This window comes from Mycobacterium sp. IS-2888 (genome assembly GCF_001954215.1).
Classification (GTDB): Bacteria; Actinomycetota; Actinomycetes; order Mycobacteriales; family Mycobacteriaceae; genus Mycobacterium.
The window spans coordinates 1-22,864 of sequence record NZ_MBET01000002.1 but is presented as its reverse complement, the minus strand read 5'-3'; the positions used below and the strand labels follow the sequence as shown (position 1 = coordinate 22,864).

Annotated in this window: 26 protein-coding genes and 1 pseudogene; 13 read left to right on the top strand and 14 right to left on the bottom strand. The window is 66.8% G+C overall.

What is annotated here, in order from left to right:
• Nucleotides 1–68 precede the first annotated feature (68 nt).
• Nucleotides 69–545 (bottom strand): VOC family protein, encoded by a 477-nt coding sequence (locus A5745_RS00145; RefSeq protein WP_076059309.1) that lies wholly within the window; start codon nt 543–545, stop codon nt 69–71.
• A 138-nt stretch (nt 546–683) separates the two neighbouring features.
• Here A5745_RS00145 and A5745_RS00140 point away from each other — a divergent pair, with 138 nt between their 5' ends.
• The gene (locus tag A5745_RS00140; RefSeq protein WP_076059307.1) at nt 684–1,544 is read left to right on the top strand and encodes an alpha/beta fold hydrolase; all 861 of its coding nucleotides are present in this window, start codon (nt 684–686) and stop codon (nt 1,542–1,544) included.
• Here A5745_RS00140 and gnd read toward each other — a convergent pair.
• Together gnd and A5745_RS00130 are read right to left on the bottom strand one after the other, a co-directional pair.
• The gene (gene gnd / locus A5745_RS00135) at nt 1,537–2,559 is read right to left on the bottom strand and encodes a phosphogluconate dehydrogenase (NAD(+)-dependent, decarboxylating) (protein ID WP_076059306.1); all 1,023 of its coding nucleotides are present in this window, start codon (nt 2,557–2,559) and stop codon (nt 1,537–1,539) included. The genes A5745_RS00140 and gnd overlap by 8 nt on opposite strands.
• A 14-nt stretch (nt 2,560–2,573) precedes the next feature.
• Nucleotides 2,574–3,983, bottom strand: coding sequence for a glucose-6-phosphate dehydrogenase (locus A5745_RS00130; RefSeq protein ID WP_076114698.1), 1,410 nt, complete (start codon nt 3,981–3,983; stop codon nt 2,574–2,576).
• Nucleotides 3,984–4,100: 117 nt separating this feature from the next.
• On the opposite strand from A5745_RS00130, the gene A5745_RS00125 reads away from it, so the two are divergent.
• On the top strand, nt 4,101–4,928 hold the full coding sequence (locus A5745_RS00125) for an adenylate/guanylate cyclase domain-containing protein (protein WP_076114697.1): 828 nt from the start codon (nt 4,101–4,103) through the stop codon (nt 4,926–4,928).
• On the opposite strand, the gene A5745_RS00120 is transcribed toward A5745_RS00125, so the two are convergent.
• A complete protein-coding gene (locus A5745_RS00120) occupies nt 4,904–5,089 on the bottom strand; it encodes a hypothetical protein (RefSeq protein WP_076114696.1) in 186 nt (61 codons plus the stop codon). The genes A5745_RS00125 and A5745_RS00120 overlap by 25 nt on opposite strands.
• A 212-nt stretch (nt 5,090–5,301) precedes the next feature.
• Here A5745_RS00120 and A5745_RS00110 point away from each other — a divergent pair, with 212 nt between their 5' ends.
• Entirely contained in the window at nt 5,302–5,991 is a 690-nt protein-coding gene (locus A5745_RS00110) for a guanylate cyclase (RefSeq protein ID WP_076114694.1), read from the top strand.
• Between the two features lie 5 nt (nt 5,992–5,996).
• On the opposite strand, the gene A5745_RS00105 is transcribed toward A5745_RS00110, so the two are convergent.
• The 4 genes from A5745_RS00105 to A5745_RS00090 all read right to left on the bottom strand — a co-directional run bounded on the left by A5745_RS00105 (nt 5,997) and on the right by A5745_RS00090 (nt 8,183).
• Nucleotides 5,997–6,320, bottom strand: a complete 324-nt coding sequence (locus tag A5745_RS00105) for a putative quinol monooxygenase (RefSeq protein WP_076114693.1) — start codon at nt 6,318–6,320, stop codon at nt 5,997–5,999.
• A gap of 323 nt (nt 6,321–6,643) precedes the next feature.
• Nucleotides 6,644–7,234: a peptidoglycan endopeptidase gene (locus A5745_RS00100; RefSeq protein ID WP_371336747.1), complete on the bottom strand. Its 591-nt coding sequence runs from the start codon at nt 7,232–7,234 to the stop codon at nt 6,644–6,646.
• 144 nt (nt 7,235–7,378) lie between these two features.
• Entirely contained in the window at nt 7,379–7,714 is a 336-nt protein-coding gene (locus A5745_RS00095; protein WP_139329367.1) for a hypothetical protein, read from the bottom strand.
• A gap of 70 nt (nt 7,715–7,784) precedes the next feature.
• Nucleotides 7,785–8,183, bottom strand: a complete 399-nt coding sequence (locus A5745_RS00090) for a VOC family protein (protein WP_076114691.1) — start codon at nt 8,181–8,183, stop codon at nt 7,785–7,787.
• Nucleotides 8,184–8,383: 200 nt separating this feature from the next.
• Between A5745_RS00090 and A5745_RS00085 the strand changes: the two genes are divergently transcribed.
• Both A5745_RS00085 and A5745_RS25260 read left to right on the top strand, forming a co-directional pair.
• Nucleotides 8,384–8,773 (top strand): DUF732 domain-containing protein, encoded by a 390-nt coding sequence (locus A5745_RS00085; RefSeq protein ID WP_076114690.1) that lies wholly within the window; start codon nt 8,384–8,386, stop codon nt 8,771–8,773.
• 222 nt (nt 8,774–8,995) lie between these two features.
• Nucleotides 8,996–9,265 (top strand): DUF2510 domain-containing protein, encoded by a 270-nt coding sequence (locus tag A5745_RS25260; RefSeq protein WP_076114689.1) that lies wholly within the window; start codon nt 8,996–8,998, stop codon nt 9,263–9,265.
• Nucleotides 9,266–9,400: 135 nt separating this feature from the next.
• Here A5745_RS25260 and A5745_RS00075 read toward each other — a convergent pair whose 3' ends face one another.
• Complete coding sequence (locus A5745_RS00075) at nt 9,401–9,829, bottom strand: hypothetical protein (RefSeq protein WP_139329365.1); 429 nt, start codon at nt 9,827–9,829, stop codon at nt 9,401–9,403.
• Nucleotides 9,830–9,895: 66 nt separating this feature from the next.
• Nucleotides 9,896–10,993, bottom strand: coding sequence for a redox-regulated ATPase YchF (gene ychF / locus A5745_RS00070; protein ID WP_076114687.1), 1,098 nt, complete (start codon nt 10,991–10,993; stop codon nt 9,896–9,898).
• A 131-nt stretch (nt 10,994–11,124) separates the two neighbouring features.
• On the opposite strand from ychF, the gene A5745_RS00065 reads away from it, so the two are divergent.
• A complete protein-coding gene (locus tag A5745_RS00065; RefSeq protein WP_217695254.1) occupies nt 11,125–12,327 on the top strand; it encodes a DUF6542 domain-containing protein in 1,203 nt (400 codons plus the stop codon).
• Here the strand turns inward: A5745_RS00065 and A5745_RS00060 are convergent.
• A complete protein-coding gene (locus A5745_RS00060; protein WP_076114685.1) occupies nt 12,324–13,328 on the bottom strand; it encodes a 4-hydroxy-3-methylbut-2-enyl diphosphate reductase in 1,005 nt (334 codons plus the stop codon). The genes A5745_RS00065 and A5745_RS00060 overlap by 4 nt on opposite strands.
• A 96-nt stretch (nt 13,329–13,424) precedes the next feature.
• Between A5745_RS00060 and A5745_RS00055 the strand changes: the two genes are divergently transcribed.
• The 4 genes from A5745_RS00055 to A5745_RS00040 all read left to right on the top strand — a co-directional run bounded on the left by A5745_RS00055 (nt 13,425) and on the right by A5745_RS00040 (nt 16,683).
• Nucleotides 13,425–14,030, top strand: a complete 606-nt coding sequence (locus A5745_RS00055; protein WP_076059283.1) for a lipid droplet-associated protein — start codon at nt 13,425–13,427, stop codon at nt 14,028–14,030.
• Nucleotides 14,027–15,277 carry an exodeoxyribonuclease VII large subunit gene (xseA, locus tag A5745_RS00050; protein WP_076114684.1) on the top strand — a complete coding sequence of 417 codons (1,251 nt, stop codon included), beginning with the start codon at nt 14,027–14,029 and terminating at the stop codon, nt 15,275–15,277. Before A5745_RS00055 ends, xseA begins: the two co-directional genes overlap by 4 nt.
• Nucleotides 15,270–15,527 carry an exodeoxyribonuclease VII small subunit gene (locus tag A5745_RS00045; protein WP_076059369.1) on the top strand — a complete coding sequence of 86 codons (258 nt, stop codon included), beginning with the start codon at nt 15,270–15,272 and terminating at the stop codon, nt 15,525–15,527. The genes xseA and A5745_RS00045 overlap by 8 nt, the downstream gene beginning before the upstream one ends.
• Before the next feature lie 61 nt (nt 15,528–15,588).
• Complete coding sequence (locus A5745_RS00040; protein ID WP_076114683.1) at nt 15,589–16,683, top strand: NAD-dependent epimerase/dehydratase family protein; 1,095 nt, start codon at nt 15,589–15,591, stop codon at nt 16,681–16,683.
• Between the two features lie 26 nt (nt 16,684–16,709).
• On the opposite strand, the gene A5745_RS00035 is transcribed toward A5745_RS00040, so the two are convergent.
• Genes A5745_RS00035 through A5745_RS00025 form a run of 3 tightly spaced genes read right to left on the bottom strand, consistent with a single transcriptional unit; the run spans nt 16,710 to nt 19,762 of the window.
• Complete coding sequence (locus tag A5745_RS00035) at nt 16,710–18,257, bottom strand: carboxylesterase/lipase family protein (protein WP_076114682.1); 1,548 nt, start codon at nt 18,255–18,257, stop codon at nt 16,710–16,712.
• A 6-nt stretch (nt 18,258–18,263) separates the two neighbouring features.
• Nucleotides 18,264–19,061, bottom strand: coding sequence for a dienelactone hydrolase family protein (locus A5745_RS00030; RefSeq protein WP_076114681.1), 798 nt, complete (start codon nt 19,059–19,061; stop codon nt 18,264–18,266).
• Nucleotides 19,062–19,072: 11 nt separating this feature from the next.
• Nucleotides 19,073–19,762: a DUF4245 domain-containing protein gene (locus A5745_RS00025; protein ID WP_076114680.1), complete on the bottom strand. Its 690-nt coding sequence runs from the start codon at nt 19,760–19,762 to the stop codon at nt 19,073–19,075.
• Nucleotides 19,763–19,841: 79 nt separating this feature from the next.
• Here A5745_RS00025 and glpX point away from each other — a divergent pair, with 79 nt between their 5' ends.
• The 3 genes and pseudogenes from glpX to A5745_RS23905 form a co-directional block, all read left to right on the top strand.
• Nucleotides 19,842–20,897, top strand: a complete 1,056-nt coding sequence (gene glpX, locus A5745_RS00020) for a class II fructose-bisphosphatase (RefSeq protein WP_170874436.1) — start codon at nt 19,842–19,844, stop codon at nt 20,895–20,897.
• A gap of 27 nt (nt 20,898–20,924) precedes the next feature.
• Complete coding sequence (locus A5745_RS00015; RefSeq protein ID WP_076114679.1) at nt 20,925–22,325, top strand: class II fumarate hydratase; 1,401 nt, start codon at nt 20,925–20,927, stop codon at nt 22,323–22,325.
• 29 nt (nt 22,326–22,354) lie between these two features.
• Nucleotides 22,355–22,864, top strand: a pseudogene (locus A5745_RS23905) (hypothetical protein); the annotation flags it as partial.

Below are 22,864 nucleotides of genomic sequence, written 5' to 3'. Positions count from 1 at the left end.
CACGGACCAACGTACCCGTGCGGATATAAGACGGGAGCGACTCGGCGATGGGTGAACTATCGGGCGGCCTACGGGATGAGCTCCGCTGCCTTTTCCAGCTCGGCGATCACGATCTTGCGCATCCCATACATCGCCTGGGTGGCCGCCGCCGCGCGGGCGCGGTCCGGGTGGCCGATCAATTCGAAGAGTCGGTCGGGAATGATCTGCCAACTCAGACCAAAGCGGTCCTTCAGCCATCCGCACTGCGATTCCTCGCCCCCGTCGCTCAACCGGTCCCAGTAGTAGTCGACCTCGTCCTGGTCCTTGCAGTGGATCGTGAACGACACCGCCTCGCTGAAGTTGAACGTCGGGCCGCCATTGATGCCGATGAATCGCGTGCCGTCCAGAACGAAGCTGCCCGACAGGACCGTGCCCGGCTCGCCGGGTCCGGCCTCGGTGGTGCGGTTGAAGCCCTCGATGTGTGAATTGGGGAACACCGAGGTGTAGAACCTGGCCGCGTCCTCGAGGTTGTGGTCGAACCAGAGCGAGGGCGTGATCGATGGCATGCCGCCTCCTTCTTCTTAGTGCAGGGTGTGTACTTGACTGACCCCGACGACGTCAGAAACTCACCGCCGCCGGGGCCCGCTCGGGGGTGAATAGACAACCTAGGTAACGTCGGAGGACGACCTACCGAGAGGACGCCCATGAGCGCCGTTAGCAGCAGCCCTACGACGGTCGAATTTTCCGGTGCCGGCGGGATCACTCTCGTCGCCGACGAATGGAACCGCGGCGCCACCAACCGGCCAACCATCCTGATGCTGCACGGCGGCGGTCAGAATCGGTTTTCCTGGAAAAACACCGGGCAAATCCTGGCCGACGACGGGTTTCACGTCGTGGCGCTGGACTCCAGAGGCCATGGTGACAGCGATCGCGCGCCCGACGCCGACTACGACGTCGAGACGCTGACCGCGGACGTGATGCGTGTCCTGGACGCCATTGGGCGCCCGGTGGCGATCATCGGGGCGAGCATGGGCGGGCTGACCGGCATCCTTGCCGCCCACCGGGCCGGCCCCGCGCGGGTGACCAGACTGGTCCTCGTCGACGTGGTACCGCGATTCGAGAAGGGCGGCAGCGCCCGCATCCGCGACTTCATGTTCAGCGGCCTCGACGGATTCGAATCGCTCGAGCAGGCCGCCGACGCCGTTGCCGCCTACCTGCCCTACCGGGAGAAGCCACGCAGCCCCGAGGGGCTGAAAAAGAACCTGCGGCTGCGTGACGGACGCTGGTACTGGCACTGGGACCCGGCCTTCATGACCAAGCCCGGCGACGACCCCGAGCTGCGCACCGAGAATTTCGAGCAGGCGGCCAGGGGACTGACGATCCCGGTTTTGTTGATACGCGGGAAGCTCTCGGACGTCGTCAGCCCCGAGGGCGTCAAGCATTTCCTCGCGACCGTGCCCAATGCGGAGTTCGTCGAACTGTCGAACGCGGGGCACACCGCCGCCGGCGACGACAACGACGCCTTCAGCGAAGCCGTCGTAACCTTCGTCGAGCGGGTTAGTTAGCGGGCTTCTCCGCGTGCCCGCCGAACTGCTTGCGCATCGCCGAGAGCGCCTTGTTGGCGAAGTCGTCGAGGCTGCGCGAGGCGAAGCGGGCCTGCAGCGCCGTCGTTAGCACCGGCGCGGGAACGCCCTCGTCGATCGCGGCGATGGCGGTCCACCGGCCCTCGCCGGAGTCGGAGACTCGTCCCGAAAACTCCTTCAGCTCAGGCGATTCGTGCAGCGCGATGGCGGTCAGATCCAGCAGCCAGGAACCGATGACGCTGCCCCGGCGCCACACCTCGGCGACCTCGGGGATGTCGAAGTCGAACTGATAGAACTCGGGGTTCGACAGTGGCGCCGTTTCGGCGTCGCCCTCCTGCACGTGCTTGCCGATGTCGGCGTTGCGCAGAATGTTCAGCCCCTCCGCGAGCGAGGCCATCATCCCGTACTCGATCCCGTTGTGCACCATCTTGACGAAGTGCCCTGCGCCGGACGGACCGCAATGCAAGTAGCCCTGCTCCGATTGCGCCACCTCACCGTCGCGGCCCGGCGTACGCGGTGCCGCGTCCACGCCGGGTGCGACGCTGGCGAAGATCGGCTCGGCACGGGCGAACGCCTCGTCGTCCCCGCCGATCATCAGGCAGTAGCCGCGCTCGCGGCCCCACACCCCGCCGCTGGTGCCACAGTCCAAAAGGTGAATACCGTTGTCCGACAATGTCTTCGCATGACGGATATCGTCGCGGTAGTACGAGTTCCCGCCGTCGATCACGGTGTCGCCCGGCTCGAGCGTGGTGGCCAGCTCCTCGATCACCCCAGTGGTGATGGTGCCCGCGGGAACCATTACCCAGACGACGCGTGGTGCGTCGAGTTTGTCGCGGAGCTCCGCGAGGGAACTCGCCCCGGTGGTCCGCTCTTCACCGGCCATCGCCTTGACCGCGTCGGGATTGTGGTCGTACACCACACATTCGTGTCCGTCCTTGGCCACGCGGCGCACGATGTTGGCGCCCATTCGGCCAAGTCCGATCATGCCTAGCTGCATTTGCTTGGGTCTCCTTACTGTGCTGAGGACGTGCTTCGCGGCATCCACGGCTCCTGCCAAGCGTGGTGACCATGCAACAGTGACCGCGCGGCGTCGGGCCCCCAGGAACCGCGGTCATACGGGTGGATTTCGGACGGGTTGTCCAGCAGGGGCTGCACGATGCGCCACGTCTCTTCGATGCTGTCTATCCGGGCGAAGAGCTGGCGATCGCCGGTCAGCGCGGCTTGAAAGAGGCGCTCGTAGGGTCGCTCCGGCTCGCCCAGGTCCTCGGCGAACAACGAGTCCAGGTGAACGTCGCGCCATTTGTCGCCCACCTGCGCGGAGATCTGGACGCGCATCCCCGGGTCGGGGTCGATGCGCAGCACGATCTGGTTGGGCTCCGCGGGTCGGCAGTCGGGCAGGAAGGCCAGCGCCGGGACACGGCGCAGAAACAGCCGCACCTCGGTGACCTTCTCCGGCAGCGCCTTGCCGGTCCGCAGGAAGATCGGCACCCCGGCCCAGCGCCAGTTGTCGATCTCCGTGCGCAGCGCCACGAAGGTCTCAGTCTGGGAATCCTTCGGCACTTCGGGGACGTCGGTGTAGCCGCGGTACTGACCGCGCACGCAATGGTCGGGCGATAGGGCCGGCATCGCGCGGAAAACCTCGGCCTTCTTGTCGTTGAGGTCGTCGGCGCTGGAGCCGACCGGCGGATCCATCGCCGCCAGCGCCAGCACTTGGAGCAGGTGGTTTTGGACGACGTCGCGCAGGGCGCCTACCGCGTCGTAGAACTTGCCGCGGGTCTCGACGTCGAAGTTTTCGGCCATGGTGATGTGGATTTCGGAAACGCTGCGCCGGTCCCATAGTTCGGCGAGCGCGTGGTTGCCGAAGCGCAGGCACTCCAGCTCGAGGACGGGTTGCTTGCCCAGGAAGTGGTCCACCCGCAGGATCTGGTCTTCGTCGAGCACCGCACGCAGCCGCGCGTTGAGTTCGCGCGCGGAGGCCAGGTCGTGGCCGAACGGCTTTTCCACCGCGACGCGTGCCCGCTCCAGCAGGTCGACTTTCGCGAGGTTCTCCACGATCGGCGCGAACAGGGACGGCGGCATTTCCAGGTAGTACAGCGGGCGATAGTCCGAGCCGATCATGTCGGCCAGGCGGCTGTAGAGCGCGCTGTCGGTGACGTCGCCGTGCAGGTAATCCAGCCGGCCCGCCAGCCGGTCGAACACCGCGTCGTCGATCTTCTCGCCGGTGTCGCCGATCGATTCGCGCGCCCGCTCGACCAACTTCTCCACGGACATATCGTCGCTCGCCACGCCCAGGATCGGGCAATCCAGTAGCTTGCGGGCCTCGAGCCGATACAGCGCCCGGAACGTCATCTTGCGGGCCAGATCGCCGGTTATTCCGAAGATCACCAGCAGGTTTGACGAACCACCTCCGTCGTCGGCCAAGACCGAACCTCCCAAAAGTGACCTATCGGCTCGCTTGAGACGCACTACCCGGGGCCGTCCGGGCTCAACCCTAGACAGTGCCGGTAGGCCCGACAACCGATCGCCGAGTTTGGCAGGATTCCTGGCGTGGGTGATGCGCTGCATATCGCGGTCTACGCGTTCGGCGGGATTGCGGCCGCCGAAGCCATCGCGCTCGTGGTGCTGTGGCAACTGCTGGCCCGCACCCGGCAAGAGGTCGACGACCTGCGACAGCGCATCGACGCCCGCACTCAGCTGCTGTCGGGCGGTCGCGAGGCCGTCAAACGGGTTTGGAACACCGCCAACCTGGTGCGCAAGGAGGGTTTCGGCGCGGCCGTGCGCAGTTCGATCGAGGACCTCGCCGACTGGGCCGAGGTCGAGCGGCCCGACCTCGCCCGGGTCACGCCGGACGGCCGCGTGGTGATCTTGTTCTCCGACATCGAGGAGTCCACCGCGCTCAACGAGCGCATCGGCGATCGCGCGTGGGTCAAGCTGATCAGTTCGCACGACAAGCTGGTTCAGGATCTCGTGCAACGGCGTTCCGGACACGTGGTGAAGAGCCAGGGCGACGGATTCATGATCGCCTTTTCCCGCGCCGAGCAGGCGGTGCGGTGCGGAATAGATCTCCAGGACGCGCTACATCGGGACGCAAAGCGAAAGCGGCACGAGGAGATTCGGGTGCGCATCGGCATCCACATGGGTCGCTCGGTGCGCCGCGGTGACGATCTGTTCGGGCGCAACGTGGCGATGGCGGCACGGGTCGCCGCACACGCCGTCGGTGGCCAGATCCTGGTGAGCGAACCGGTGCACAACGCCCTGAGGGATTGCGACGACATCACCTTCGACGAGGGCAGCGAGGTTGAGCTGAAGGGCTTTTCCGGCAGCTACCGCTTATTCGCCGTTCAGACCGAACGCGATTCGGATTGAAAACCCTCCGGGTTGGACTCGGCCAGCCGCTGATGCAACCTGGCCCGGATCTCGTCGGCGGTGTAGGCCCGCCGTTTACGTTGATCGCGCACCACCAGCGCACCGCCGGCGACGACGCCGGCGACGCCGGCCAGGCCGATCCACTTCCAAATGTTGCGCATAGTTGACAGGCTATTACGGCCATGGACACCCTTCGCGACAAGACCGCCGTGATCACCGGAGCGGGCAGCGGCATCGGCCGCGCGGTCGCGTCCGCGCTCGCCGAGAGGAGGCCCGGCAATCTACGTGCGGCCCAAAAACATTGGCGTCACGACTCCCAGATCGCATGCGAACCCGAAAGGCGCGCACCGATGACCGATGACGGCGGGATTACATGCTGACCCTGGACCAGGCACTCAACGAGACCCGGACGGGTGACCTGTGGCTGTTTCGCGGGCGGTCGCGGCCCGATCGCGCAATTCAGACGTTGACGAACGCCCCGGTGAACCACGTCGGCATGACGGTAGCCATCGACGATCTGCCGCCGCTGATCTGGCATGCCGAGCTGGGCGACAAGCTCACCGACATGTGGACCGGCAGCAACCATCGCGGCGTGCAGCTTCACGATCTGCGGCAGGCCGTGCTGCAGTGGACCGATCGCTACCAGCAGCGGTGCTGGTTACGACAGCTGACGCCCTATGCCACCCGCGAACAGGAAGACAAACTGCTGCGGGTCATCGCGCGCATGGACGGCACCCCCTTCCCGACCACCGCTCGGCTGACCGGCCGGTGGTTCCGCGGCCGGCTGCCGACCATCAACGACTGGGTGCGAGGAATTCCGTTGGTGGATAAGAAGGTTCGCGAGCAGACGCAGCGCCGAAGGGAACAGCGCAAGATGAGCCTGGAGACGGCCTACTGCGCGGAGACGGTGGCGATCACCTACGAGGAGATGGGCTTGCTCGTCACGGACAAGGATGCGCATTCGTTCGACCCGGGCTCGTTCTGGAGCGGCGACACTCTCCCACTGGCGCCTGGCTACCAGCTGGGCGAGGAAATCGCGATCTCCGTCGGACAGCCCGACTAGATCGGTCAGTCGACCGACATCTCCCCCATCTTCGACCAGCCCGTCGCGTCGATCGTCTGGCTGATGATCTTGGGCGTGGCCTGCAGCGCCTGCGGCAATTCCCGCATCGCGCGCTGGAAATGATCGCTGTTGACGTGGACGCCGCCGGCGTCGGCGTCGCGGAAGGCTTCGACCAGGACGTACTCGGCCGGATTGTCGAGGCTGCGCGACCACTCGAACCACAGGTTGCCCTCTTCGGCGCGGGTGGCCGCCGTGAACGCGGCGACTAGTTCCGGCCAGCGGTCCGTCCACTCGGGCTTCGTTTCGAACTTCACGACGATGAAGATCATGGCCGCTCCCGCCTTCGCTCGGAACTCTCGTGGGCCTGCGCAGCGTCAGGATACGTGCCGCCCGTGCCGACGGTCGCTGCCAATAGAGATTTGTTCGCAGTCGGCCCGCCCAGCAAAATCCGCCCCGGCATCGTCATCGACGCCTGGGGCGGACTTTGTATTGGTGACGCTGTGACAATTGCTCACCTGGATAGTGACGTAGCACACAAACCGTTGTGGTTCGGACCTATTTCACTTTTCCCAGGCCCGCAATGCAAGCAATGTGACCAATGTTGCGCAGCGGTCCGCCGCATTAACCGACAGACGTGCGATGCGTTTTTTGGTCAATTCGCAATTCCGGGATCGCCGGGCGGCGGCAAATCGGGCGCCGGCGGAGGCGGCGGCGCGGGAGCCACAACGCCAATCAAAAGCGGTGGCGCGTCCGGCGGCGGGGGTGCGTCCGGCAGCGGCGGAGCGTCCGCAGGCGGAGGCGGAGCGTCCGGGGGCGGAGGCGGAGCGTCCGGCGGCGGGGGCACGAGCATCTCTGCGTCCGGGGGCATCGGCAGGAACATGTGATGTGTGAATCCGGCCTGGTAGGCGCCCGCTCCGCCGATGTGCACGCCGCCGCGCTCACCGCTGGATACGGGGGTCCCGTCCGGCAGGGTGACCGCGGTATGGCCACCGTTCCATCCGATGACCAAGGCGTTCGGGGCGGTTCCATATTGGAAGCCCCGTGCCAATAAAGCGGATTCTTCATTTCCAGTGTTAAAACGACTTCCAAAAACCGGCCTGTCAGTCGCCGCATTGGCAACCCAGGAAGCAAGACCGGAACAGTCGGTCCCGGCCGGAGAATCTCCGCCCGGAATATACGGCGTCCCGGAAACCTGGTTGATGAGCGACATCAACGTAGCGAGAACAAACATGGCCAGGGACATTAGCAACGAGATACTTAGCAAGCCAAAATTTGTGGCGGGTATCACGTGTAAGCCAAAAAATGGCTTGGACCGCATACCCAGCAAATTTATTACACAAAAGTATATTTACGGATACGAATGGCTAGCCGGGAGCGGTCGACAGCCCTAGGGGTGGTCGTAATCCCGCTCGGTGTCCGCCATCTCACGCGACACGTCGGCCTGCTCACGCCGGGCACGGGCTTCGCTGCGCTCCACCCCTTCGGTGATGCGTTGCAGCCGCTCCCGTTCACGTTTCGCCGCCGTGCCCTCGCGTTCGTCCGCGCGCTGCTCGCGTTCGTCGGCGAGCTGCTCGCGCTCATCCGCGATGCGGTCCCGCTGATTAGCGACCCGATCTCTTCGGCCAGCGATCCAGTCGCGTCTTGCGGCCTCAGTCTCGCGCCGCTCCAGAGCCTTCTCGCGCTCATCCAGCGCGGCGGCCCGGCGTTCATGTTCCTCGGCCATGTCGATATGGCCATCGGCGACCACGCTTCACCTTAACGCTGCGACGCAGGAAAGGCTCCGCGTGGCATCGTCAGACGCCAAACTTGGCACGGGCCTCCTCCGTGACAGGGGTGAACAGGTTGACGAGGTTTCCATCCGGGTCGCGGAACAACAGAGCGCGGTTACCCCACGGCATGGTCGTCGGCTCGGTCACGACCTCGCCCACGCGTTCGCGAAGTCGCTCGTACTCGGCATCCACGTCCTCGACGATGAACTCCAGGATCGCGCTCCGGTTGGCCGCCGGCTCAGCGGATCCGTCCCCAAACAGTGGCACGGTCTTGTCGCTGCCGATCGCCAGCGTGCCAATCGGCGTCGGAATCTCGGCGAAGAGCTCGTTGCCCCATACGGCGGAAACGTTGGTGACCATCTCGTAGAAAGCGACGAGCCGATTGACGTCGCCCGTGATGATGCGGGTCGAAATGAACTTCACGAAACCTCCCTGGGGCCGCGGCGGTGACGCGCGGCGATAGCGCTTGCGTGAGGCATGCTAGGCACCCGGTCCGACAAGCCGGCGCGCCCGGCGTCGGCGCCGCAAGACGCGCGGCGGCGGCGGGAGTTAGTTAAGCTGCGATGGAATCTCGTCGCGAGTTCGCTGGTCACGGGACACCGCGGACCAACCAGGGGGATGCCATGGTCGTGAGAGCCATAGCGTTGATGGTGCTTTCCGTCGGGTTGGCCGTGCCCGCGCACGCCGACGCCACCGACGACGCATTCATCACCAACCTCAACACCTCCGGCATGGATTACGGCGCACCCGAGAGAGCCATCCAGGTCGCGAAAACCGTCGTGTGCGCCACCCTCAGCGATAACCCCAACACCAGCAACGCGGATCTCGTCACCAAGGTCACCAACGCCACCAACTGGCCACCCCTCAATGCTGCCTACTTCACGGGAGCTGCGATCCAGGCCTACTGTCCCCAGTTCGGCTCGCTCACCCCTCCCGCTGTCCCCAGCCCGGCCCCCAGGGGCCCCGGTGGTGCTCCATCACCATCCCCGACGTCACCCGTCGAAGCGGCGTAATCGCGAACACCGCACCCCGATAGTGGCCCCGGGATTGGTGGCGACCAGAAGCATCAGACGCTGAAGCGGAAGTCGACCACGTCGCCGTCGGACTGTCATGGGCTCCTGCCGGCGCCGGGCCGCCTTGGCCGCCGCCAGGGACCAGCTGCATCAGCGTTTAACCGGTAGGTGCCCCGGGTATCAGATCGGCGTTGCCCACCCGTAATAGAGGAGGTGCAGGCAATGGTGTTGTCCGGTGCCATTAATTCCCTCATATGGATTCTGGTCCTCATTGCGATCATTGCGGTAGTGATCGCCGTCGCCCGAGCGGTGATTAGACCAAGGGATGCCACCGTCGTGGAGCAGCCAGTCGTGGAGCAGCCGGTTGTGCGCCAAGCGCCGCCGGCTGCTAGTAGTTTGACGCCTGGGTGGTACCCCGATCAGAACGACCCGAGTTTGATGCGTTACTACGACGGTCGAGTCTGGACGGCGCAGACTCAACCTCACGCGTAGGCGGGTTACCGCGGTCACCGCGCCAATACCCGCATCGGTTCGTCTTTTTCCGACTGAACCCGCGCTAGCGCCCGGCTGCCTTAGCAGAGGTTGTTTGAAAGCGGAACTCGACCACGTCGCCGTCGGCCAAAGCGACTACTGCTGACCTTCGAGCAGACGGGCGTACGGGTCCTCCTCGGCCCCAACGGATTCCGGCATCGGATAGTACGTCTTTATCAACAGATTGCCGTCGTCGTCCCACGCAAACGTCTCGATGCTGTATGCCATTTGCACGTTCGGCTCAGTGCCGAAGCGGTTCTCGCACACCCAGGCCATCTCGTTCCCGTTGACCTGAACCGTGATCATTGTGATCTTGAGAATCGACTGGAACATGTCGAAGGCATCGGATGTGGCAGTGGCGAAACCGTGCTTTTCCTCGGTGCCGACCGGGTCGAACATGCGGACCTCGCCAGGGCAGATGGTGCGCCACGACGCTACCCACTCGTCCTTCTTGCCCTGATTCCATAACTCAGCGTGCTTGGCTGCGTGTGCCAAACGAGCCTGACGACTCGGAACCTTGCTCATCTCAGCCGTTCCCCTTGCATCAACGTGAGGGTCAGGATAGCTGGACACCTGTCCAGTCGGAAGGGTCTATGCCTTGGCTTTCGACGTAGACGTTGATCCGAAGCGGAACTCCACCACGTCGCCGTCGGCCATCACGTAGTCCTTGCCTTCCATCCGCACCTTGCCGGCGGCCTTCGCCGCCGCCATCGACCCGGCCGCGATCAGGTCGTCGTACGACACGATCTCGGCTTTGATGAAACCCTTCTCGAAGTCGGTGTGGATCACCCCCGCCGCCTTCGGCGCGGTATCGCCCTGGTGGATGGTCCAGGCCCGCGCCTCCTTGGGGCCGGCGGTCAAAAAGGTCTGCAGCTTCAGCGTGTGAAAACCCGCCCGGGCCAACGCATCCAGACCGCGTTCGGTCTGCCCGATCGATTCCAGCAGCTCGGCGGCCGACTCGTCATCGAGCTCGGTCAATTCCGATTCGATGGCCGCATCGAGGAACACGGCGTCCGCGGGCGCGATGAGCTGACGCAGTTCGGCGACCCGCGCCGCATCGGTGAGCACCGCCTCGTCGGCATTGAAGACATAGAGGAACGGCTTGGTGGTCAATAGGTTCAGCTCACGCAGCACCGAAGTATCGACCCCAGCGGCGAACAGCGTCTTCCCGCTATCCAGCACCTGCTGGGCGGCGAGCGCGGCGTCGTAAACGGGCTTGTGCTCCTTGTTGGTGCGGGCTTCTTTCTCCAGCCTGCCCAGCGCGCGTTCCAGCGTCTGCAGATCGGCCAGGATCAGCTCGGTCTCGACGACCTCGATATCGGATTGGGGATCGACGTCTCCGGCCACGTGGGTGACGTCCTCGTCGGAGAACACCCGGACCACCTGGCAGATCGCGTCGCATTCGCGAATATGCGACAGGAACTTGTTACCCAGGCCCGCCCCCTCGGAGGCCCCCTTGACCAGGCCGGCGATGTCGACGAACGTCACGGGCGCCGGGACGATGCGCTCGGAATTGAAAAGCTCTGCGAGCTTGGCCAACCGCGGATCGGGCAGCGACACGACGCCCTCGTTCGGTTCGATCGTCGCGAACGGGTAGTTCGCCGCCACCACGTTGTTCCGGGTCAGGGCGTTGAACAGGGTCGACTTGCCGACGTTGGGCAGGCCGACGATTCCCAGGCTCAGGCTCACGGGAAACCAAGTCTAGGGCTGCGTCGAGGCGCCGGGCGCCGTGGATCGCTCCTGCCCGAACGGCATGGCACGCCCACCGACGCTAGATGGTCTTTACGGCCGATTCGTCCCATTGCCGGTACGGTCTACATGTGTCTGCAGAGCGGGCCAGATCGGCTGTGGAACCTGCCCACCGCGCGATCCTCCCCAATATCCCAGGTGTGCCGTGGTGGGCAGCGCTGGTCATCGCCGTCAGCGCCGCCGCCATCGGGTATGCCATCGACGCGGGATCGGGACACAAGGAGCTGACACACGTCTTCGCCGGCCTCTATATAGCGGGCTGCCTGGCAGCGGTGCTGGCCGTGCGCCAGGAAGGCCTGTTCACGGCAATCATCCAGCCGCCGCTGATACTTTTCTGCGCCGTGCCCGGCGCCTACTGGCTATTCCACGGACGCAAAATCGGTCACCTGAAAGACCTGCTGATCAACTGCGGGTATCCGCTCATCGAGCGGTTCCCGCTGATGCTGGGCACGGCCGGCGCCGTCCTGCTGATCGGACTCGTCAGGTGGTATTCCGGCACGTCCAACCGAAAGACGTTGGCCGCCAACAAAACCGACGAAAGGCCCAGCGCCACCGAACGAAAGCCTTTCTTTGGCGGCGTCAGCGCGAAACTGAACTCATACCTGGGCCTCGGTTCGGCGGACGACGATGCCGACGAGGCCGCGTCCGCCCGCCCAAGGCGGGCCCGCGCGAGCGCACGGGACACGGCCACGAAGACCGGGCGGGCAGCGCGCGGCGATCGTTCCGCCACCCGTTCGACCCGAACGCGATCCCGCCGGCCTTTCCCGGAAGACCCGGACGAGCCGGTGGCCGATCGTCCCCAGCGTCGGCGCCAGGCCCCACCCCGCGACGTCGACCCTGCCGACCCGCCGCGCCGGTCGCGCCGCCGTCCCAGGCCCGACGGTGATCCAGACGTGCCCGCCCAGCCGCGGGAAAGCCGTCGGGATCCGCGGACGCGCCGCAATCCGTACGAGCGACCGGCACCCCGCAGCAGTCGGTTCGATGATTACGACAGGTATGAGCCGCCCGGATCCTCCGAGCGTTTCGGCCGGTACGAGCCCTACGACCCTTCTTACGAGGCCCCGCGGCGTCGCGGCGGCACCGGCGGCGGGTCGAACGGCGCGGATTCGACGCACCACCCGATCTCGCGCGTGCGCTACCGCGGGGAAACTCCGCTGGATCAGCCGCGCGGCGCGCCGAGAGCCGAACCCCGCCCCGAACGACGGGGGCGGTCACGGGCGCACGGCCGGTCTCAGGGCCGGCCCCCGGCCGACTCCTGGGAATACGACGTCTAGCGACCCGACCGGATCTCGCGGGGCAGGGCGAACACCAACGTCTCCTGGGCGGTCGTCACCGGTTGCACCACGTCGTAGCCGTAGTCGGCGAGGCGTTCCAGCACGCCGCGCACCAGAACCTCGGGCACTGACGCGCCGGAGGTGACCCCCACTGTGGTCACGCCCTCCAACCACGTCGGGTCGATGTCGTCGGCCCAGTCGACCAGGTGAGCGGCCGCGGCGCCGCCGCCCAACGCGACTTCGACCAGCCGCACCGAATTCGACGAGTTGCGGGACCCGACGACGATCACCAGTTCGCACTCGGGCGCCATCGCCTTGACCGCGACCTGCCGGTTCTGGGTCGCGTAACAGATGTCGTCGCTGGGCGGGTCCTGCAGCTTCGGGAAACGCCGCCGCAGCCGCTCGACGATCTCCATGGTCTCGTCGACCGACAGCGTGGTCTGCGACAACCAGACCACCTTGTTCTCGTCGCGGACGGTGACGTTGTCCACCGAGCCGACCCCGTCGACCAGCTGCACGTGCTCGGGCGCCTCCCCGGCGGTGCCGATGACCTCCTCGTGACCCTCGTGGCCGATCAGCAGGATGTCGTAGTCGTCACGCGCGAACCGCCTGGCCTCGTTGTGCACCTTGGTCACCAGCGGGCAGGTGGCGTCGATGGTGTGCAGGTTGCGTTCGGCGGCCGCTGCATAGACCGTCGGCGCGACGCCGTGAGCGGAGAACACCACGATGGCGCCCTCGGGAACCTCGTCGGTCTCCTGGACGAAAACGGCACCCGCCTTGACCAGGGTGTCGACCACGTGGCGGTTGTGCACAATCTCGTGGCGCACGTAGACCGGGGCGCCGTGCTTCTTCAGGGCGCGCTCCACCGTCTCGACGGCCCGATCCACCCCGGCGCAGTAGCCACGCGGCTCCGCCAGGAGCACCCGCTTACGGGTGGGATCGGCGACCGGCGTCCCCGACTTCACAGCGCCGGGAATCCCCACATCGACAGTCGGCGGCATGACATTCAGGGTACGGGCCGCCGCGCCACGGGGCACATAGTCCAGCCCGCGCGGGCGGGCTTGGAGTTATCCGCAGCTGCTGGCAGGCTTGGACCCATGGCTACTGCACCGTATGGAGTTCGGCTACTGGTCGGCGCGGCGACAGTCGCCGTCGAGGAGACCATGAAGCTGCCGAAGACGATCCTGATGTACCCGATGACGCTGGCCAGCCAGGCGGCGCACCTGGTGATGCGCTTCCAGCAGAACCTGGCCGAGCTGGTGATCAAGGGCGACAGCACCCTGGAATCCATCTTTCCGCCCAAGGACGAAAATCCGGAGTGGGCGACGTTCGACGAGGATTTGGCTGACGGCGCTGAGAACGGGGCTCCCGCGATGCAGCCGGAAGGCGGCAACGGCGATCGCCGGGCCGAGGGGCGCTTCGCCCTGTACTCGGTGACCGAGGCACCCGAGGCCGCCGACCCCCCGATGAAGCCCGCGAGAATATCGACGAAGTCGGCGGCGGCCGACACGGGAGTTCCGGAACCGGCGGTCGCCGCCGAACTCGACTATCCGGCGCTGACGCTGGCCCAGCTGCGCGCCAGGCTGCAATCGCTGGCCGTCGACGAACTCGAAGCGCTGCTGGCCTACGAGCAGGCCACCAAGGCCCGGGCTCCGTTCCAGACGCTGCTCGCCAACAGGATCACCCGCGCGAACGCGAAGTGACCCGAGCGGCGAATCCGGAGCCGAACTCCGCGGAGAACCCCTTCCCGGTGCGCGCCGTGGCGATCCGCGTCGCGGGCTGGATCGACAAACTTGGCACCGTATGGGTCGAAGGGCAATTGGCCCAGATCAACATGCGCAATGACTCCAAGACGGTGTTCATGGTGCTGCGCGATCCGGCGGCCGACATGTCGCTGACCGTGACGTGTCCGCGCGACTTGGTGCTGGGTGCGCCGGTCAAACTGGCCGAGGGTACCCAGGTGGTCGTGTGCGGCAAGCCGTCGTTCTACACCGGGCGCGGCACTTTTTCGTTGCGGCTCAGCGAGATTCGCGCTGTTGGGGTCGGCGAGCTGCTGGCGCGCATCGAAAGGCTGCGCCGGCTGCTGGACGCCGAAGGGCTCTTCGATCCGCGGCTAAAGCGACCAATTCCCTTCCTGCCCAACATGATCGGATTGATCACCGGGCGGGCCAGCGCCGCCGAACACGACGTGACGACGGTGGCGAGCGGGCGGTGGCCCGGAGTGCGGTTCGCGGTGCGCAACACCGCCGTCCAGGGCCCCAACGCGGTCGCGCAGATCGTCGACGCGCTCCGCGAGCTCGATCGCGATCGCGAAGTCGACGTGATCGTGCTGGCCCGCGGCGGCGGCAGCGTCGAGGACCTGCTGCCGTTTTCCGACGAGACCCTGTGCCGCGCGATCGCCGCCTGCCGCACTCCGGTGATCAGCGCCGTCGGCCATGAACCCGACAACCCGCTCTGCGATCTCGTCGCCGACCTGCGCGCCGCCACGCCCACCGACGCCGCGAAGAGGGTGGTCCCGGACACCGCCGCGGAGCAACGGCTGATCCACGACATGCGACGGCGCAGCGCGCAGGCGCTGCGCAATTGGGTATCGCGCGAACAACGCGCGCTGGCCCAGCTGCGCAGCCGCCCGGTGCTGGCCGAGCCGCTGACCGCCCTGACGGCGCGCGCCGAAGAGATTCACCGCGCGCGTTCGGCGGTTCGCCGCGACATCACGCGGCTGATCACCGCCGAGACCGACCGCGTGGGCCACCTGGCCGCGCGACTGGCCACGCTGGGCCCGGCGGCGACCCTGGCCCGTGGATACGCCGTGGTGCAGACGGTCCCGGCAGGTGGGGCGCCGGCGGAGGTGCTGCGGTCAGTCCAAGACGCGCCCGCGGGCACCCGCCTGCGGGTGCGGGTTTCCGACGGCGCCGTAACGGCGGTGAGTGAGGGGCTGGCCGATGGTTGAGCAAGACGGCTTGGACGACGGTGGCGGGGCCCGGCCGATTACGCCTATTAGTCAGCTTGGCTATGAAGCTTGCCGGGACGAGCTGATCGAAGTCGTGCGGCTGCTCGAGCAGGGCGGGTTGGATCTTGATTCGTCGCTGAAACTATGGGAACGAGGCGAGCAGCTGGCGAAAAGGTGCGAAGAGCACTTAGCTGGCGCGCGCAAGCGAGTCGAGGATGCGCTCGCCGCCGGGCAGGCCGAGGAAGCCTGAACGCGGCGCTGCGGCGAAAACGATTCCAAAATTTTTTCCCAAACTGGAACACGTTTCAGTTATGCTTCGCGGCATGGGTGATCCATCACTGACAACCGAACTCGGCCGAGTCCTGGTCACCGGCGGCTCAGGGTTTGTCGGCGCAAACCTGGTGACCACCTTGCTCGACCGCGGATACCAGGTGCGTTCCTTCGATCGCGCCCCGTCGCCACTGCCACCGCATCCGCAGTTGGAGGTGCTGCAGGGCGACATCACCGACACGTCCGTGTGCGCCGCGGCCGTCGACGGGATCGACACGGTGTTCCACACCGCGGCGATCATCGAGCTGATGGGCGGCGCGTCGGTCACCGACGAATACCGCCAGCGCAGTTTCGCGGTCAATGTCGGCGGTACCGAGAACCTCGTGCACGCCGGGCAGGCGGCAGGGGTGAAGCGCTTCGTCTACACGTCGTCCAACAGCGTGGTGATGGGCGGAAAGAACATCTCCGGCGGGGACGAGACGCTGCCCTACACCAGCAGGTTCAACGACCTGTACACCGAGACCAAGGTGGTCGCCGAGCGGTTCGTTTTGTCGCAGAACGGCATTGGGGACATGCTGACGTGTGCCATCCGGCCCAGCGGCATCTGGGGCCGTGGAGATCAGACGATGTTCCGCAAGCTGTTCGAGAGCGTGATCGCCGGCCACGTCAAGGTGCTGATCGGCCGCAAGTCGGCGCGCCTGGATAACTCCTACGTGCACAACCTGATTCACGGTTTCATCCTGGCCGCCAAGCATCTGGTGCCCGGCGGGACCGCGCCAGGTCAGGCGTATTTCATCAACGACGCCGAGCCGATCAACATGTTCGAGTTCGCGCGCCCGGTCGTCGAGGCCTGCGGCCAAAACTGGCCGCGGATCCGGGTTAACGGTCCGATGGTGCGCGCCGCGATGACCGGTTGGCAGCGAATGCATTTCCGATTCGGGATGCCGGCGCCGCTGCTGGAGCCGCTGGCCGTCGAGCGGTTGTATCTGGACAACTACTTCTCCACCGAGAAGGCACGGCGCGACCTGGGCTACGAGCCGCTGTTCACCACGGAGAAGGCGCTCTCGGAATGCCTGCCCTACTACGTGGACCTGTTCCGGCAGATGAAAAACGAGGCGGCCAAGGCGACGGGCTAGCACCGCTCCGGCCCACGCGAACTGCGCTACCGGAAACCCACCATCTCGCTACCCCAAGCCGCCCGGATGTGCGCATCGGGATCGCTGGCGACGACGTCTACCTTGTCGATGATCAGGCAGGCGCGATCGTCATCCCGGTAGGCCGTCCAATCCGGCTCGCCGGCCGGGCCCATGGGCTTACCGTCCGTGGCGAAGTTGATCCACCGGGTGCGTACCCTTTTCGAGACCGCCCTGGCGGTCTTAGTGCCGCCGAGCTTTAAGGTGGGATCCTTCTGCGCCCCGAGATTGCCCCATACGTAAGGCAATTCGGTGGCGTGGGCGGCGCCGACCAACAACAGTTTCAGCAACGGCGTGGCATAGTCGAAGCGATACAGATACACCGGCGCCACCCTGCTGTGGCCCTCGGCCAGCCACACCGTCGGCATCCGGAAGCCGACGTCGGTGGCGATGCTCATAGACCTTGCCTTGGCCCGCCGAAATTGCGAATACGCCGAGCCGATCTGCTCTGAGGTGGGCAACTGCAGGTCGGGCTGCTCGGCGGCGATCTGGGTGAACATCGACGTGATCGCGCGCGGCGTGATCGGCATCAGCCGCGAGCGCAGCAACCGAAACAGCGCCGCCTCGTGCTTGTTGGTGCCGATGATCAACGGGACCGGATGCGAGCGGCCGTCCTGCGCCGCCTTCACCGGGTAGTCGTGCAGCAGATCCCCGTCGACGATCGGAACGAACGCAAGCGTGCCCGGGTTGCGCACGGGCACTTCGTCGAACACCCGCTGCGACGCGGCCAGCAGGGCGGAGATCGGCACGCCGGGCAACCGGTCCACGTCCGACGGCGCGATTCCCAGCTTGTCGAGCACGCTCACCGCGACCTGACGAGCCCGGTCGCGGTCGTACACCGATGTGGCCGGCGAGCTTTGCGCGATCGCACCGGTGAACAGGCCCCGGGCCGCCGGGGTGGCGAGCAGTGTGGTCACGATCCCGGCGCCCGCGGATTCGCCGAACAGCGTGACCCTGTGCGGATCGCCGCCGAATGCCGCGATGTTGTCGCGCACCCAGCGCAGCGCGGCAAGCACGTCATGCAAGCCGATGTTCGAGTCGAAGCGCCGCCGCGCGGTATTGAACGACGAAAGGTCGAGGAAGCCCAGCGCCCCGAGCCGATAGTTGACCGTCACCACGACGACCTCGCCGCCGCTGACCAACCTGCGGCCGTCGTAGAGCGCTTGGCTGCCGGACCCCAGCACGTAGGCCCCGCCATGCAGCCATACCATCACCGGTTTTCCGTCGCCGGGTGCGGTGTCCCCCGACGCCCAGACGTTGAGGCTCAGGCAGTCTTCGTCCTGGGGCGCCCCCAGCTCCAGCGGCATGTTGGGAAAGGACGGCTGCGGGCAGGCGGGCCCATAGGAGGTGGCGTCGGCGACCCCGGCCCATCGCTGCGGGGGCTCCGGCACCCGGAAGCGCAGGTCGCCGACGGGCGGCGCGGCGTAGCGGATGCCCTTCCACGTCCTGGCGCCGCCGGCGTCAGCGCCCCGAACCGGGCCATACGTGGTTTCGACCACACGCTCGTCGAGCACCATGCGGCCCTAGCTGAGCCGCGCGCTGAGGAACTCGACCACCCGCTTGCGTGCCTCGTACGCGGGCTGACCGTCGACCTCACGGACCTCGTCGGTCAGCACCGAATGGGCCATCTTGCTGAAACCGCCTTCGTTGCCCGGGCCCGAGTCGATCTCGATGATCTCGAACGCGTCGCCGAGGCGTTCCTTGATCGCCGCGAACCGTTCCCGCGGCACGATCCTGTCCTCGCTGAACCGCAGGCCCATCGCGCACAGGCCGTCGTTGGCACAGCGATCGGCGATGGTGGCCATCTCCGGTTCGCTCAACCCGGTATCGCGGCGCTGCGCCCGGCCCAACGGCAGCGGGACGGACGGCTGGGATAGCACCGGGGCCAGCACGCTGTCGTCGACCGCGGCGGCCAGCGCGAAGCCGCCGGTGAAGCACTGGCCGATCACGCCGACGCCCTTGCCCGGCGTCGACGCGTTGAGGTCACGGGCCAGCGCGCGCAGGAACAGTGACACCGGTCGCGGCTTGTTGGTCGCGAAGGCCGCGAATTCCTTTGCGACACAGGCGCGTGCGATGGTCGCGGCCGTGTAGCCCACCGTCGCGGCCCTGCCCGGCTCACCGAAGAGCGACGGCATGGCGACCGTGAAACCGTTGTCCACCAAGTGGTTACCCAGCGCCAGCACGCCGGGGTGGATGCCGGGTATCTCGGGAATCAGCACCACCCCGGGTCCGGCGCCCTTGCGGTAGACGTCATGGGTGTAGCCGCCACCGGTGAACGGTGACGCGGACCAGCCGGACAGGTCGGCTTCGGGTGCGGTCACGCGGGTCCCTCCTATCGGGTTGGCAGGGGCGGCTGGGATTGGGTCGCCGCGGCCAGCGTACGAAATTGGTCGGTGTTTCCGGCACCCGTGATTGCGACCTGGGTGGCGCCACCCGGAGCGGTGAGCCGGGTGGTCCACACCGGCTCGGCGTCCGCGCCGCCTTGTCCGGCGCCCTGGTACACGACCCAGTGGGTGCCGGCGACGTCGACCGCCCCGGTGGGGTACGCAGTCGAGTGGATCGAGCCGACCAGCTTGTCTTCGTCGGCGTTGCTCTGGGTCAGGGACAGATACATCCCGGTCGGGCTCAGGTATCCCACGGTCGACGTGGCCGCGTTCAGATGCTGGCCCGTCGATGGGTCGGTGCGCCCGCCCTGGATACCGCCGCGGCTACCGGAGTTGGGTTGCCAGCCGGCGGGCAACTGCGGCAGCCGAATGGGGAATCCGAGCGCCTGCGCGTCCGCCCGCAATGCCGTCGCCGCGTCGTAGGACGGGACCGTTCCCTTGTTCGTCCCGCCCGGCTGGAAGGAACACATCCCGACCAGGCCGGCCAGCAGGATGCACCCCAGCACCAGCGGTGCCAGCGACCAGAACATGTCGCGCCCGTCCTGCAACAGCCGCGGTTTCGCCGGCCTGGGAACGGGCCCGGGTGCCGGAACCTGCTCGCCGGCCACATCGGCGTTGGGCTGCAGCTCCTCGGTCATCCTGTGAGTATCCCAGTCCGTGATCACCGCCCAGAGCCCAGCTCCAGCGGACGGATCTGCTTCTGGGAGAATCACGGCCATGACACGTGAGGGCGACCGCTCGTCGCAGGCACGCCCGCGCGGCGAAGCACCGGATCGCAACCTAGCCATGGAATTGGTGCGGGTCACCGAAGCCGGCGCCATGGCCGCCGGGCGGTGGGTCGGTCGTGGCGACAAGGAGGGCGGCGACGGCGCCGCGGTCGACGCGATCCGCGAACTGGTGAACACGGTGTCGATGCGCGGCGTGGTGGTCATCGGCGAGGGCGAGAAAGACCAGGCGCCAATGCTCTACAACGGCGAAGAGGTCGGTAACGGGGACGGTCCCGAATGCGATTTCGCCGTGGACCCCGTCGACGGCACCACGTTGATGAGCAAGGGCATGCCCAACGCGATCTCGGTGCTCGCCGTCGCCGATCGCGGGGCGATGTTCGACCCGTCGGCGGTGTTCTACATGAACAAGATCGCCGTGGGGCCCGAGGCCGCGCACGTGCTGGACATCACCGCGCCGATCGCCGAGAACATCCGCGCGGTCGCCAAGGTCAAGGCGTTGTCGGTGCGCGACATGACCGTGTGCATCCTGGACCGCCCGCGACACGCCCAGTTGATCAAGGATGTCCGCGACACCGGCGCCCGGATCCGGCTGATCACCGACGGCGACGTGGCCGGGGCGATCTCCGCATGCCGGCCGGAGTCGGGCACCGACATGCTGGCCGGAATCGGCGGCACGCCGGAGGGCATCATCGCCGCCGCGGCGATCCGCTGCATGGGCGGCGCCATTCAGGCGCAGCTCGCGCCCAAGGACGAACCCGAACGCCGCAAGGCGCTCGACGCCGGCTACGACCTCGACCAGATATTGACCACCGAGGACCTGGTGTCGGGCGAAAACGTCTTCTTCTGCGCCACCGGGGTCACGCAGGGCGACCTGCTCAACGCCGTGCGCTACTACCCCGGCGGCTGCACCACCCAGTCGATCGTGATGCGCTCGAAGTCGGGCACCGTGCGGCTGATCGAGGCCTACCACCGGCTTTCGAAGCTGAACGAATACTCCGCGATCGACTTCACCGGCGACAGCTCTGCCGCCTATCCCCTGCCCTGATCAATCCAAAGCGAGGAAAGCCGATCTATGGCCGACACCGAGTACCGCATCGAGCACGACACCATGGGCGAGGTCCGGGTACCCGCAAAAGCGTTGTGGCGCGCCCAAACTCAGCGGGCGGTGGAAAACTTCCCGATCTCGGACCGGGGTCTGGAACGCACTCAGATCCGCGCCTTGGGCCTGCTGAAGGGAGCCTGCGCGCAAGTCAACAAAGACCTGGGATTGCTGGCACCGGAAAAGGCTGACGCGATCATCGCCGCGGCGACAGAGATCGCCGATGGGCGCCACGACGACCAGTTCCCGATCGACGTGTTTCAAACCGGTTCGGGCACCAGTTCCAACATGAACACCAACGAGGTGATCGCGTCGATCGCCGCGGCCAACGGCGTCACCGTGCACCCCAACGACGATGTCAACATGTCGCAGTCGTCGAACGACACGTTCCCAACCGCCACCCACATCGCGGCGACCGAGGCCGCGGTGCGGCATCTGATCCCCGCGCTCGAGGTCCTGCACGGCGCGCTGGCGACCAAGGCGCGCGAGTGGCGCACCGTGGTCAAATCCGGCCGCACCCACCTGATGGACGCCGTACCCGTCACGCTCGGACAGGAATTCAGCGGATACGCCCGCCAGGTCGAGGCCGGGATCGAGCGGGTACGCGCCACGCTGCCCCGGCTGGGCGAACTGGCGATCGGCGGCACCGCGGTGGGAACTGGACTCAACGCTCCCGAAGGCTTCGGCGCCAAGGTGGTCGAGGCGCTGGTCGACAAGACCGGTCTGAGCGAATTACGCACCGCGGCAAACTCTTTCGAGGCACAGGCCGCCCGCGACGGGTTGGTGGAGGCGTCCGGTGCGCTGCGCACCATCGCGGTGTCACTGACCAAGATCGCCAATGACGTTCGCTGGATGGGTTCGGGTCCGCTGACCGGCCTGGCCGAGATTCAGCTGCCGGACCTGCAGCCTGGCAGCTCGATCATGCCGGGCAAGGTGAATCCGGTTCTGCCCGAAGCGGTTACGCAGGTGGCCGCGCAGGTGATCGGCAACGACGCCGCCGTCGCGTGGGGTGGCGCCAATGGCGCCTTCGAGCTCAACGTCTACATCCCGATGATGGCCCGCAACATCCTGGAGTCCTTCAAGCTGCTGACCAATGTGTCAAAGCTGTTCGCGGAGCGCTGCATTACCGGTCTGTCGGCTAACGTCGAGCATTTGCGCGAGCTGGCCGAATCGTCGCCGTCGATTGTGACGCCGCTGAACTCGGCCATCGGCTACGAGGAGGCCGCCGCGGTGGCCAAGCAGGCGCTCAAGGAGCGCAAGACCATCCGCCAGACCGTCATCGACCGCGGCCTGATCGGCGACAAACTGTCGATCGAAGAGCTGGACCGCCGGCTCGACGTGTTGGCGATGGCCCGCGTACAGGACGACGCCTAGCCGGCGGACTAAAGGATGGTGGTTGGACGATGACGGTACCGCCCGGTGGTCCCTACGGAACGAATCCATATGGGCAGGACCCATATTGGGGTGGCCAGCCCCAGGGCGGCCAGCCCCAAGGCGGCCCGCCCCAAGGCGGCCCGTACCCCTACCAGCAGGGCAGCCCCTATCCCTACCCGCCGCCGGGCCAGTACGCCAGTCCCTATGCGCCCCAGCAGTACCCGCAGCCGGGCCAGCAGATTCCGCCGGGCTGGCCGGGCGGTCCCTTCCCGCCGGGCCCACCGCCGCGGGGGCCTGGGTCGAAGGCGCCCTGGATCATCGTCGCCGTCCTCGCGGTGCTGGGCGTCATCGCGTTGGTGGCGACCCTGATAGTCGTGTTCGGCGGCAACGGAAACGGCGGCAACAAGTCCCCCCAGGCCACGGGGGCCTTCGGCCCCCCCCCCCGCCCCCCCCCCCCCCCCCCCCCGGGGGGGGCCAACCCCCCCCCCAGTGGGCCCCCACAGGAGGCGCGGGGGCAACCCCCCGGGCGCGCCCCCCCC

Excerpts from the sequence above, each read along its gene's own strand:
- A5745_RS00145 (WP_076059309.1), bottom strand. The coding sequence starts at position 545 with ATGCCATCGATCACGCCCTCGCTCTGGTTCGACCACAACCTCGAGGAC.
- A5745_RS00140 (WP_076059307.1), top strand. The coding sequence starts at position 684 with ATGAGCGCCGTTAGCAGCAGCCCTACGACGGTCGAATTTTCCGGTGCC.
- gnd (WP_076059306.1), bottom strand. The coding sequence starts at position 2,559 with ATGCAGCTAGGCATGATCGGACTTGGCCGAATGGGCGCCAACATCGTG.
- A5745_RS00120 (WP_076114696.1), bottom strand. The coding sequence starts at position 5,089 with ATGCGCAACATTTGGAAGTGGATCGGCCTGGCCGGCGTCGCCGGCGTC.
- A5745_RS00110 (WP_076114694.1), top strand. The coding sequence starts at position 5,302 with ATGCTGACCCTGGACCAGGCACTCAACGAGACCCGGACGGGTGACCTG.
- A5745_RS00105 (WP_076114693.1), bottom strand. The coding sequence starts at position 6,320 with ATGATCTTCATCGTCGTGAAGTTCGAAACGAAGCCCGAGTGGACGGAC.
- A5745_RS00100 (WP_371336747.1), bottom strand. The coding sequence starts at position 7,234 with ATGTCCCTGGCCATGTTTGTTCTCGCTACGTTGATGTCGCTCATCAAC.
- A5745_RS00095 (WP_139329367.1), bottom strand. The coding sequence starts at position 7,714 with ATGGCCGAGGAACATGAACGCCGGGCCGCCGCGCTGGATGAGCGCGAG.
- A5745_RS00085 (WP_076114690.1), top strand. The coding sequence starts at position 8,384 with ATGGTCGTGAGAGCCATAGCGTTGATGGTGCTTTCCGTCGGGTTGGCC.
- A5745_RS25260 (WP_076114689.1), top strand. The coding sequence starts at position 8,996 with ATGGTGTTGTCCGGTGCCATTAATTCCCTCATATGGATTCTGGTCCTC.
- A5745_RS00075 (WP_139329365.1), bottom strand. The coding sequence starts at position 9,829 with ATGAGCAAGGTTCCGAGTCGTCAGGCTCGTTTGGCACACGCAGCCAAG.
- A5745_RS00060 (WP_076114685.1), bottom strand. The coding sequence starts at position 13,328 with ATGCCGCCGACTGTCGATGTGGGGATTCCCGGCGCTGTGAAGTCGGGG.
- A5745_RS00055 (WP_076059283.1), top strand. The coding sequence starts at position 13,425 with ATGGCTACTGCACCGTATGGAGTTCGGCTACTGGTCGGCGCGGCGACA.
- A5745_RS00045 (WP_076059369.1), top strand. The coding sequence starts at position 15,270 with ATGGTTGAGCAAGACGGCTTGGACGACGGTGGCGGGGCCCGGCCGATT.
- A5745_RS00040 (WP_076114683.1), top strand. The coding sequence starts at position 15,589 with ATGCTTCGCGGCATGGGTGATCCATCACTGACAACCGAACTCGGCCGA.
- A5745_RS00035 (WP_076114682.1), bottom strand. The coding sequence starts at position 18,257 with ATGGTGCTCGACGAGCGTGTGGTCGAAACCACGTATGGCCCGGTTCGG.
- A5745_RS00025 (WP_076114680.1), bottom strand. The coding sequence starts at position 19,762 with ATGACCGAGGAGCTGCAGCCCAACGCCGATGTGGCCGGCGAGCAGGTT.
- glpX (WP_170874436.1), top strand. The coding sequence starts at position 19,842 with ATGACACGTGAGGGCGACCGCTCGTCGCAGGCACGCCCGCGCGGCGAA.
- A5745_RS00015 (WP_076114679.1), top strand. The coding sequence starts at position 20,925 with ATGGCCGACACCGAGTACCGCATCGAGCACGACACCATGGGCGAGGTC.